Raw genomic sequence first — 10,089 nt, forward strand, 5'->3', positions numbered from 1 at the left:
GCCGGGGAGGCTGTCATGCGACTCCTCCTGCGAGTCGGGGTGCGGGGCGGGCGAGGACGACGGCCGCGAGCAGTACGACGACGGCGAAGTCGCCGTATCCGTCGACGTAGTAGTTGGCGTACTGCTGCACCAGGCCGACGGCGAGCGCGGAGAGCGCCACACCGGGGATGGAGCCCATGCCGCCGATGACCACCACGACGAAGGCGAACACCAGCAGCGAGGTGCCCTGGTGGGGTGAGAGCGAGCCGAAGTAGAGCCCGCCGAGGACGCCCGCCAGCCCGGCGAGGGCGCCGCCGATGGCGAAGACGAGGGTGAAGGCGCGGGTGACGTCGATGCCCAGGGCGGTGACCATCGCCCGGTCCTCCACGCCCGCCCGCACGATCAGTCCGTAGCGGGTGCGGGACAGGAAGAGGTTGACGGCCGCCAGTACCGCGAGGGCCACCGCGATCAGCACGAAGCGGCTGACCGGCACCTGCGCGCCCAGTACCCCGACGGTGCCCGACAGCGCGTCGGGGACGGGGAAGGGGCGGGAGTCCGCGCCCCAGACGGCCTGGACGAGCGCGGGAACGGCCAGCGAGAGGCCGACGGTGACCAGGATCTGCTCGCGGGGACGGCCGTAGAGGCGGCGGATGAGGACGAGTTCGACGACGATCGCCAGCAGTGCGCCGGTGACGGTGCCGACCAGTGCGGCCAGCGCCAGCCCGCCCGTGCCGCCGACGGTCTCGGCGGTGCGCCAGGCCGCGTACGCCGAGACGGTGAGGAAGGCGCCGTGGGCGAAGTTGAGGACGTCCATCAGGCCGAAGATCAGGGCGAGGCCGGAGGCGATGAGGAAGTACAGGGCGCCCAGGCCCAGTCCGGTGAGGGTGAGCAGGACCAGCGTGCTCATCAGGTGGCCTCCTTGGTCGCGTGCTCGCGCTGTTCCCGCTCCTCGGGCCGCTCCCCGGCCTTCTCCTCGGGCTGCTCCTCGGGCTGCTGTCCGGACCGCTCCGGCGGCTCGTGGCGGCCGACGCCGAGCAGGCTCGTGGTGCGTTCGCGGTCGGCGAGGAGTTCGGCCGCGTCGCCGGTGTGGACGGTGCGGCCCGCGTCCAGCACCACGGCGTCGCGCGCCAGTCGGCGTACGACGGCCAGGTTCTGTTCGACGAGCAGCACGGGGACGCGTTCGGCGGCGCGCTGGAGCACCTCGGCGACCTCGGTGACGACGCGGGGCGCGAGTCCCTTGGTCGGCTCGTCGACGATGACCAGGCGGTTGTCGTTGAGCAGGGCGCGGGCGAGGGCGACCATCTGCTGCTGGCCGCCGGAGAGGGTGCCCGCCCGCTGCGCGCGCCGGGCCTTCAGCTCGGGGAAGAGGTCGTGGACGAGGTCGTAGTGGTGGGGGCCGCCGGCGCGTTCGGCGAGGGTGAGGTTCTCGGCGACGGTGAGGGAGCCGAACACCCCGCGGTCCTCGGGCACGTAGCCGACGCCGCGCCGCACCACGGTGTGGGTGCGGTGGCCGGTGACGTCCTCGCCGTCCAGGCGGACGGTGCCGCCGGTGATCTCGCCCTCCTCGGGCAGCAGGCCCAGCACGGCGCGGACGGTGGTGGTCTTGCCGACGCCGTTGCGGCCCAGCAGGGCGGTGGTGCCGGTGGGGGCGACGTCGAAGCCGACGCCCTGGAGGATGCTGGACTGGCCGATGCGCACCCGCAGGCCGCGCACGGACAGGATGGGCGGTGGGCTCTCGTGCCCGGCCGGTGTGCTCACAGTTCCTCCCCCACGTACGCCTCCTGGACGGTCGGGTCGGCCATCACCGCGTCGGGGGTGCCGGTGGCCAGCAGGGTGCCGTGGTGCATCACGGCCACCCGGTCGGCCAGGCCGAGCAGGATGTCCATGTGGTGCTCGACCATCAGCACGGTGCGGCCCTCGGTGCGGTGCAGGGTGCGGACGACGTCGGTCAGCTCGCCGACCTCCTCGGCGGCGACGCCCGCCATGGGCTCGTCCAGGAGCATCAGACGGGGTCCGCCCGGGGAGGAGCCGCCCTGCGCGAGGGTGGGGGCGAGCAGCACCGCGAGCTCCAGCTTGCGCTTGTCGCCGTGGGACAGGCCTCCGGCGAGGTCGCCGGCGCGGTGGGCGAGCCGTACGCGCTCCAGTACGCCCCGCACGCCCTGCCCGTCCTCCGCGACCCGCTTCGCGCCGGCCGCGCGGGCGGCCAGGGCGACGTGCTCGGCCACGGTCATGGTCGGGAAGACGGAGGAGGACTGGAAGGTGCGGCCCAGCCCGCGGCGGGCGCGGCGGTGGGGCGGCAGGCCGGTGATGTCGGCGCCGTCCAGGCGGACGGTGCCCGCGGTGGGGCGGGTGATGCCGGAGACGAGGTTGAACAGGGATGTCTTGCCGGCGCCGTTGGGGCCGATGACGGCGACGAACTCCCCTTCCTCCACGGCCAGTTCGATCCCGTCGACGATGGTCGCCGCACCGACGGACCAGCTCAGTCCGCTCAGTTCGAGGACAGGTGCCACAGCCGTCAGCCGATCTTCTTCTCGGTGGGGGCGACTTCCCGCGCGTCGGCGGTGAGGACCACCTTCGGCGCGTCGCCGTCGAACTCCGCCTGGAACATGGGCTGGAGCAGGGCGTGGTCGCTCGCGCGGACGGTGTTCTCGCCCTTGATGCCCGCGAAGGTGTGGCCCTCCAGGGCCTCGACCATGGCGTCGGTGTCGCCGTCGGCCCCGGCCTCGCGGACGGCCTGGGCGACCATCTGGGCGGCGTTGAAGCCGTCGGGGGTGAACAGGTCGGTCTTCCAGCCCTTCTTCCCGAAGTACTCCTCGACGGCCTTCGCCTCGGGGTTGTCGATGGCGCCGGGCACGTAGTGGGCCAGGAGGGTGACCTTGTCGCGGGCCTTGCCGAAGACGGGGTAGCTGGCGCGGCTGTCGAGCCCGGTGACGACGGTGGCGGCGTCGAGCACGCCCTGCTGGTCGAGGGTGGTCCACATCGACTGGGCGGTGTCGCCGGCCCAGGCGACGAAGACCATGTCGGGCTTCGCGGCCTTGACCTTGGTGGCGGTCGGGGTGAGGTCGGTGGCACTGGGCGGGGCGAGGACGGAGTCCACGGTGGTGCCGCCGGTGCCGAGCACGCTCTCGACGGCGGCCACGTTGGCCTGGCCGAAGGCGTTGTCCTGGGCGAGGACGACGACCTTCTTCCCCTTGCCGCTCCCGCCTTCCGCGCCGTCCTCCTGCTTCATGAGGATCTGCTGGGCGGTGGCCACGTCCTGGAAGGTCTGGCGACCGGAGCGGAAGGTGTACTTGTTGGCGCCGGTGACGGCGTCGGTGGCGGCGGGGCCGGAGATGTAGAGGATCTTGTTCTGGGCGGCGACCGGCGCGATCTGGGTCGCGACACCGGAGGCGGCCGTGCCGGCGATGATCCGCACGCCCTGGCCGGCGCTCTTCTTGGCCAGCGACACGCCCTTGGCGGGGTCGCCGCCGTCGTCGTACCTGCTGACCTTGATCTCGACGCCGTCGATCCTGCCCGTGCCGTCGGTGGCGTGGTCGAGTCCCGCCTCGAAGCCCTGGAGGTACTGCTCGCCGTAGGAGGCCAGCGGGCCGCTGGTGGAGGTGATCAGGGCGACCTCGACCTCCTTCGCTCCCCCGTCGCCGGAGGCGGTGGAGCCGGGGCTGGAGCAGGAGGTGGCGAGTGCGGCTGCCACGGCTGCCGCGGCGAGGGGGGTGATGGCGGGTCTGCGCATGGCGGGAGGGCTCCTCGGCGGATCGTGTACGGGCCACCGGTGGGTGGCCGGCTCGCGGTGGTGATGCCTGGCAGCGTCCGCCCCACGCGCATGCACCGGCAATGTCCGTGCCGTACACAGGAAGGCCCCGGCGCATGGGCTGTGGCCACATGTGCGCCGGGGCCTCCCGCTCGCGCGGTGCGGTCCTGCGGTGCGGTCCCGCCGGCCCGCCCGTCGTCCGCCGGCCCGCCCGCCGTTCCGCCTGCCCGCCCGTCCGCTCACTCGTCGCGCAGCATGTGCGCGAACGCCTCCAGGTTGCGCGTGGACTCGCCGCGGGAGGTCCGCCAGGCGTACTCCTTGCGGATGGAGGTGGCGAAGCCCATCTCCAGCAGGGTGTTGAACGCCCCGTCGGCGTTCTCCACGACCACGCCGAGCAGCCGGTCCACCTCCTCGGGGGTGACGGCCGGCAGCGGCAGCTTCCCCACCAGATAGACGTCACCGAGGCTGTCGAGGGCGTAACCCAGCCCGTACAGGCGGGTGTTGCGCTCCAGCAGCCAGCGGTGGACCTCGGCGTGGTTCTCGTCCGGGCGGCGGACGACGAAGGCGTTGACGGACAGGGAGTGCCTGCCGACGATCAGGGAGCAGGTCGTGGAGAGCTTGCGGGTGCCCGGCAGCGTGACGACGTAGTTGCCGTCGGACGGGCTCTCCCAGTTCAGCTCGGCCTCGCGCAGCGTCCGCTCGATCGCGGCCCTGGCCTTCGCGGTCGCGTCGCCGCCGCTGCTGTCGCCGCTGTTGTCGCGCTTGTCACCCATGTGCCGATCGTAGGTGACGGCGGCGTCCGGCCATCGCCTCGGCGTACACCTCGGCGGTGGTGGCGGCGGCGGTGTCCCAGCCGAAGCCGCTCGCGTGGCGGGCGGCGGCCTCGCCCATGCGGGCCGCCAGCTCGCGGCCGTCGATCAGGTGCCGCAGCGCCCGCGCGTAGCCGGCCGGCTCGTGGCCGTCCACGAGGAAGCCGCTGACCCCGTCGCGCACCGCCACCGGCAGCCCGCCGACGGACGCGGCGACGACGGGTGTGCCGCACGCCTGCGCCTCGACGGCGACCAGCCCGAAGGACTCGCTGTGGGAGGGCATCACCAGCACGCTCGCCGCGCGGTACCAGTCGGCGAGGATTTCCTGGCCCACCGGCGGATGGAAGCGCACCACGTCGGTGATGCCGAGGCGGGCGGCGAGTTTCTGGAGCTGCTCGGGCTTGGCCAGCCCGCTGCCGCTGGGCCCGCCGACGACGGGGACGACGAGGCGTTCGCGCAGGGAGGGGTCCTCGTCCAGCAGCAGGCGGGTGGCGCGCAGCAGGACGTCGGGGGCCTTGAGCGGCTGTATCCGCCCGGCGAACAGGGGTATGAAGGCGTCCCGCGGCAGGCCCAGGCGGGCGCGGGCGGCGGCGCGGCCGTCGGCGGGACGGAACCGGTCGAGGTTGACGCCGGGGTGGACGACGGCCGTGCGGGCGGGGTCGGCGTCGTAGTGGTGGACGAGTTCGCCCGCCTCCTCGGCGGTGTTGGCGATGAGCCGGTCGGCGGCCCGTACTATCTGCGTCTCGCCGATGACGCGGGCGGCGGGCTCGGGCGTGTCGCCCTCGGCGAGGGCGGCGTTCTTGACCTTGGCCATGGTGTGCATGGCGTGCACCAGGGGAACGCCCCAGCGTTCGGCGGCGAGCCAGCCGACGTGGCCGGAGAGCCAGTAGTGGGAGTGGACCAGATCGTAGTGGCCGGGCCGGTGGCGGGCCCAGGCGCGCATCACGCCGTGGGTGAAGGCGCACAGCTGGGCGGGCAGGTCCTCCTTGGCGAGCCCCTCGTAGGGGCCGGCGTCCACGTGCCGCACCAGTACGCCGGGGGCGAGCTCGACGGCGGGCGGGAGGGCCGCGGCGGTGGCGCGGGTGAAGATCTCCACCTCGGTGCCCTGGGCGGCGAGCTGCCTGGCCAGCTCCACGATGTAGACGTTCATGCCGCCGGCGTCGCCGGTGCCGGGCTGGTGCAGCGGCGAGGTGTGGACGCTGAGCATGGCCACGCGGCGGGGCCGTCGCGTGAACCGGTGCAGCCGCCGACCGAGCCTGGTGGGATGCGGGCTCACCTGCGCTGCCTCCTCCGGGATGGGACGCCGAGCGACCGTCCGCGCTCTCGGGTCGTCAACACCGGCGGGGGCCGTTCCCTTCCCGCGCCCGCCCGCTTTGCCAAACCGTGACGCGACGGCTCGGCACGGGCACCGGCGGTCACCCGCGCAGCAGGCGGAGCACGCCGGTGCGCGGCACCTCGCCGGCCCTCGCGCCGACCCTCTCGCCGGGCATCCGGCCCTCGCGCCGGCGTCTTCGGATCCCATCCTGCCAAGCCGGCGAAAACCCGTGGTCACGCACCTGCGCCTCCACGACCGCGTGATCGTCCCCGGGTGGTGCGTTGATCGTCTGAAGATGCCGCCGTCTGCCGACACCGCGGACCGGTGGCAGCGGGCGATTGACATCACCGGCGCGTCGATCGTCGTGATCTCGGTGTTGGTCATGGCGTACCGCGCGATGCAAGGCTGAAGCCTCGTCCTCCCGACGATCCGGCGCGTCATGAGATGAGAGGCGTTCTTCCCATGGACCTCTTCAGGACGACGAACGGTCCGGTCCGAGGTTTTCGGGCCTCTGCCGAAGTCGTGGCCGTCCTCGGCATCCCCTACGCCGCACCGCCGTTCGGCGCCAACCGTTTCCGGGAACCGCTCCCGGCACCGGCATGGACCGGAGTACGGGACTGCACGGCCTTCGGCCCTGTCGCCCCGCAGTCGGCGCGGCTGCCCGGCTCACCGGTGTGGTCGGCCGGCGACGAGGACATCCTCACCCTCAACATATGGACCCCGGCCCCCGAGGGCGGCCGTCTGCCCGTCCTGGTCTGGATCCACGGCGGTGCCTACACCTTCGGTTCCTCGGCTCAGCCCGACTTCGACGGCACCGCGCTGGCTCGCGCCGATCTGGTCGTGGTCACCCTCAACTACCGGCTCGGTTTCGAGGGCTTCGGCCACATCCCCGGCGCGGAGGCGACCGCCTACCCGGACAACCGGGGCCTGCTCGACCAAGTCGCAGCCCTGCGCTGGGTCCGTGAGAACATCGCCGCCTTCGGCGGTGATCCCGGCAACGTCACGGTCGCCGGCCAGTCCTCCGGAGCCTCTTCGGTCGCATGCCTGATGGTGATGGACCGCGCCCGGGGTCTGTTCCACCGCGCCATCGCCCACAGCGCCGCCAGTCCCTGCTACACACACGAGATCGCGGCGGCGACCACCCGTGAGATCGCCGCCGCGGCGGGCTGCCCCGCCACGGTGGAGGGCCTGACATCCGTGACTCCGCACGCCCTGGTCGCCGCCTCCGACCAAGTGGTCGACGACTACCGGCGGGATCCCGCCTCCGGGTCCCGCCACTACGACCCCTCGCTCTACGCTCCCGTCCTCGACGGCGGTGTCCTGCCCGCCGACCCCCTCACCGGGATGGCCGCCGGTGCGACCCGGGGGGTGGACCTGCTGGTCTGCCACACCACGGAGGAGTACTGGCTGCTCGACGCCGTCGGCAGCAGCACCAGGGTCACCACTGACGAACAGCTGGCTCTCTTCGCCGAGGACTTCGGCCTCCCCGACGGCCTGGTGGCCGGCTACCGCGCCGCGATGCCCCACGCCCCGGTGCTCGACGTCTACCTCGCCGTCTTCGGGGATCTGCTGTTCGGCGAATACAGCAATCGGCTCGCCGAGCTTCACGCCCGAGCCGGTGGCAGGGCGTTTCTGTCGCGGTTCGATCGTCGGCGCACCGGCCCGCACGGGGCCGTCCGGGCCTGGCACTGTGCGGACATCCCCTTCGCCTTCGGCAACCTCGACACCGACTGCCTGGCTTTCCTCATCGGCGGCGCGCCCACACCCGCGGATCACGGACTGGCACGCCGCATGATGCGCGCGTGGGCCGATTTCGCCGCCACCGGAGACCCTGGCTGGCCCTCGGTCGACGAATCCACCGCCCAGGCGAGGATATGGAGCACCGACGACAACCCCGTCGACGACAGAGCCGTCGACGACAGAGCCGCCGCCATCCGTGCTCTTTGGGCCAAGGCCGACTTTCCGGTCCTGCGTCCGTGAGGGCGGCGAGGCCTCGTGACCGCAGGCGGCAGCGGTAACCGCGCCCCGGCGGAAACCGTAGGGTTGCGGGCATGGGCAGGCGTGGGGCGGAGCGGCCCGTGGGGGCCGTCACGCGGGGAACGACGAATCCGAACCGGCTGCGGCGCATGGACCGCTGGATCGCCGCCGTCCACGGGCCCGCGCTGCGCCGCGCCGCCGGCCCGTACGGCCCCGTCGCCGTGGACCTGGGGTACGGCGCCGCGCCCTGGACGGCCGTCGAGCTGCTGGAACGGCTGCGGGCACAGTGCGGGTCCGTGAGCGTCACCGGTATCGAGATCGATCCGGCGCGGGTCGAGGCGGCCCGCCCCTACGAGCGCCCCGGTCTGGTCTTCGCCCACGGCGGTTTCGAGGTGCCGCTGCCGGGCGGGCGGCGGCCCATGCTGATCCGGGCCGCGAACGTGCTGCGGCAGTACGACGAGCGGGAGGTCGTCCCCGTCTGGGACCGGCTGCGCGCCCGCCTGGCGCCCGGCGGGCTGCTGGTGGAGGGGACGTGCGACGAGATCGGGCGGCGGCACGTGTGGGTGGCGATCGGCCCGGAGGGGCCGCGCACGGTGACGTTCGCGACCCGGCTCGGCTCCCTGGGCACCCCCTCCGACCTGGCCGAACGGTTGCCCAAGGCGCTCATCCACCGCAATGTGCCCGGTGAGCCGGTGCACGCCTTCCTGCTCGACATGGACCGGGCCTGGGCGGCGGCCTCCCCGTACGCCGCGCTGGGTGCGCGGCAGCGCTGGATGCGTTCGGTGAAGGAGGTCGCCGCCCGCTGGCCGGTCGTGGACGGGCCGCGCCGCTGGCGCCAGGGCGAGGTCACCGTGCGGTGGGAGGCCCTGGCGCCGGGCGGCGGCGGCCGGAAGGGGATGTGAGGGCGCGGGGCCTCGGAAGCCCCGGAGCTCTCAGAGTTCTCAGAAGCTCTCGGAGCCCCCGGAATCAGCTCGTCAGCTGCTTCTTGCCGGAACCGCCGCTGATCTGGATCTTGCGCGGCTTGGCCTGCTCGGCCACCGGGATGCGCAGCGTCAGGACACCGGCGTCGTACGAGGCGTCGATCCGGTCGGTGTCGAGGGTGTCGCCGAGGAACAGCTGGCGGCTGAACTTGCCGGTGGGCCGCTCGGCGGCGATCCGCTCGGCGTCCTCCGGCCCGAGCCACCGGCGCTCGGCGTGGACGGTCAGGACGTTGCGCTCGACGTCGAGGTCGATGCTCTCCGGGTCGATGCCGGGGAGGTCGAAGTGGACCACCACGTCGTCACCGGAGCGGTAGGCGTCCATCGGCATTCCGACCGGGCGGGCCGTGGTGCCCAGCAGCTGCTCGGTGAGGCGGTCGAGCTCACGGAACGGGTCGGTGCGCATCAGCATCACGGGTCATCTCCTTCCCTGGCACTGCGTCCTGTGATGCCCTCTGACTCCATATATAACCCCAGGGAGGAAAATTGACAAGCTCCGACTCAAGTTTGTTGAAAGCGCAGGCCAGGGACGGTATCCGGAAGGGGGTTCGAGAGGAATGGGCCGGGTCTCAGTCGAGGTGGAGGGCCGCCAGCAGGGCGTCGACGAGCAGCCGGTCCTGCTCCTGGGTGAGCCGCCGCCGGGCCTCCTCCGGGGGCAGCCACAGCAGCCGGTCCACCTCGTCGCCGGGGGTGAACGCCCCGCCGGTCGCCTCGGCGGCCCAGTAGCGGACCTCCTTGGTCCGGCCGCCGGTCTCGTAACGCGTGGTGGGCAGCACCGCGCCCGGTGTGCAGGACATGCCGGTCTCCTCGCGCACCTCGCGCACCGCCGCGGGCAGGGCCGCCTCGCCCGGCTTGAGCTTGCCCTTCGGGTGCGACCAGTCGTCCCACTTGGGCCGGTGGACGAGCGCGATCTCGATGCCCGCCCCACCGGCGCAGGCGCCTTCGCCCCTCCCCGCGCCGGAGCGCGTACGGCGCCACAGCACGCAGCCGGCCGCGCGGATCGTACGGGAGCGGGGGCCGGGTCCGGAACGTGAGCCGGAGCCGGGGTCGGGCGCGGGGCCGGCGCCCGGGCCGCCCATCAGCGGCCCCGCTCCGCGCCGAAGGCCACAGCGGCCGCGTCCGTCCCGGACGCCTGCCGGTCCGCTCCGGCCGGCCGGGACCGGTGGGCGGAGGCCGCCGGTCGCCACAGCCGCCCGAAGCTGAACCTCGCCGCCTCCACCTCGTGCCGCTGGTCGGCGTGGAGCACCCCCAGCGCGTAGGCGGTGGCGGGGGCGATACGGGGGG

General features: G+C 73.3%; 11 protein-coding genes and 1 pseudogene. 3 read left to right on the forward strand and 9 right to left on the reverse strand.

Features of this window, described 5'->3' with window-relative positions; genetic code table 11:
* Window positions 1-13: 13 nt before the first annotated feature.
* The 6 genes from L7D48_RS20275 to mshA all read right to left on the reverse strand — a co-directional run bounded on the left by L7D48_RS20275 (window position 14) and on the right by mshA (window position 5,812).
* Complete coding sequence (locus tag L7D48_RS20275; protein WP_237881081.1) at window positions 14-886, reverse strand: branched-chain amino acid ABC transporter permease; 873 nt, start codon at window positions 884-886, stop codon at window positions 14-16.
* Complete coding sequence (locus L7D48_RS20280; RefSeq protein ID WP_237881083.1) at window positions 886-1,737, reverse strand: ABC transporter ATP-binding protein; 852 nt, start codon at window positions 1,735-1,737, stop codon at window positions 886-888. The genes L7D48_RS20275 and L7D48_RS20280 overlap by 1 nt, the downstream gene beginning before the upstream one ends.
* Complete coding sequence (locus L7D48_RS20285; protein WP_237881085.1) at window positions 1,734-2,489, reverse strand: ABC transporter ATP-binding protein; 756 nt, start codon at window positions 2,487-2,489, stop codon at window positions 1,734-1,736. The genes L7D48_RS20280 and L7D48_RS20285 overlap by 4 nt, the downstream gene beginning before the upstream one ends.
* Window positions 2,490-2,494: 5 nt before the next feature.
* Window positions 2,495-3,709: a substrate-binding domain-containing protein gene (locus L7D48_RS20290; RefSeq protein WP_237881087.1), complete on the reverse strand. Its 1,215-nt coding sequence runs from the start codon at window positions 3,707-3,709 to the stop codon at window positions 2,495-2,497.
* A gap of 257 nt (window positions 3,710-3,966) precedes the next feature.
* Window positions 3,967-4,500 (reverse strand): YbjN domain-containing protein, encoded by a 534-nt coding sequence (locus L7D48_RS20295; protein ID WP_237881089.1) that lies wholly within the window; start codon window positions 4,498-4,500, stop codon window positions 3,967-3,969.
* The gene (mshA, locus tag L7D48_RS20300) at window positions 4,493-5,812 is read right to left on the reverse strand and encodes a D-inositol-3-phosphate glycosyltransferase (protein WP_237881091.1); all 1,320 of its coding nucleotides are present in this window, start codon (window positions 5,810-5,812) and stop codon (window positions 4,493-4,495) included. Before mshA ends, L7D48_RS20295 begins: the two co-directional genes overlap by 8 nt.
* 268 nt (window positions 5,813-6,080) lie before the next feature.
* Between mshA and L7D48_RS20305 the strand changes: the two genes are divergently transcribed.
* From L7D48_RS20305 to L7D48_RS20315, 3 genes are all read left to right on the forward strand, one after another.
* Window positions 6,081-6,260, forward strand: a complete 180-nt coding sequence (locus tag L7D48_RS20305) for a hypothetical protein (RefSeq protein ID WP_237881093.1) — start codon at window positions 6,081-6,083, stop codon at window positions 6,258-6,260.
* Between the two features lie 53 nt (window positions 6,261-6,313).
* Entirely contained in the window at window positions 6,314-7,831 is a 1,518-nt protein-coding gene (locus L7D48_RS20310; RefSeq protein WP_237881095.1) for a carboxylesterase/lipase family protein, read from the forward strand.
* A 71-nt stretch (window positions 7,832-7,902) separates the two neighbouring features.
* Window positions 7,903-8,730 carry a class I SAM-dependent methyltransferase gene (locus tag L7D48_RS20315; protein ID WP_237881097.1) on the forward strand — a complete coding sequence of 276 codons (828 nt, stop codon included), beginning with the start codon at window positions 7,903-7,905 and terminating at the stop codon, window positions 8,728-8,730.
* 64 nt (window positions 8,731-8,794) lie between these two features.
* Here L7D48_RS20315 and L7D48_RS20320 read toward each other — a convergent pair whose 3' ends face one another.
* The 3 genes and pseudogenes from L7D48_RS20320 to L7D48_RS20330 form a co-directional block, all read right to left on the reverse strand.
* Window positions 8,795-9,217: an Hsp20/alpha crystallin family protein gene (locus L7D48_RS20320; RefSeq protein ID WP_237881099.1), complete on the reverse strand. Its 423-nt coding sequence runs from the start codon at window positions 9,215-9,217 to the stop codon at window positions 8,795-8,797.
* A gap of 157 nt (window positions 9,218-9,374) precedes the next feature.
* Window positions 9,375-9,884: an NUDIX hydrolase gene (locus L7D48_RS20325; RefSeq protein WP_237881101.1), complete on the reverse strand. Its 510-nt coding sequence runs from the start codon at window positions 9,882-9,884 to the stop codon at window positions 9,375-9,377.
* Window positions 9,884-10,089 (reverse strand): annotated as a pseudogene (locus tag L7D48_RS20330) (hypothetical protein); the annotation flags it as partial. The pseudogene L7D48_RS20330 and the gene L7D48_RS20325, both read right to left, overlap by 1 nt.

It is taken from the genome of Streptomyces sp. ICN903, from assembly GCF_022015835.1.
GTDB classification, from domain to species: Bacteria; Actinomycetota; Actinomycetes; order Streptomycetales; family Streptomycetaceae; genus Streptomyces; species Streptomyces fenghuangensis.

Excerpts from the sequence above, each read along its gene's own strand:
- L7D48_RS20275 (WP_237881081.1), bottom strand. The coding sequence starts at position 886 with ATGAGCACGCTGGTCCTGCTCACCCTCACCGGACTGGGCCTGGGCGCC.
- L7D48_RS20290 (WP_237881087.1), bottom strand. The coding sequence starts at position 3,709 with ATGCGCAGACCCGCCATCACCCCCCTCGCCGCGGCAGCCGTGGCAGCC.
- L7D48_RS20295 (WP_237881089.1), bottom strand. The coding sequence starts at position 4,500 with ATGGGTGACAAGCGCGACAACAGCGGCGACAGCAGCGGCGGCGACGCG.
- L7D48_RS20310 (WP_237881095.1), top strand. The coding sequence starts at position 6,314 with ATGGACCTCTTCAGGACGACGAACGGTCCGGTCCGAGGTTTTCGGGCC.
- L7D48_RS20315 (WP_237881097.1), top strand. The coding sequence starts at position 7,903 with ATGGGCAGGCGTGGGGCGGAGCGGCCCGTGGGGGCCGTCACGCGGGGA.
- L7D48_RS20320 (WP_237881099.1), bottom strand. The coding sequence starts at position 9,217 with ATGCTGATGCGCACCGACCCGTTCCGTGAGCTCGACCGCCTCACCGAG.
- L7D48_RS20325 (WP_237881101.1), bottom strand. The coding sequence starts at position 9,884 with ATGGGCGGCCCGGGCGCCGGCCCCGCGCCCGACCCCGGCTCCGGCTCA.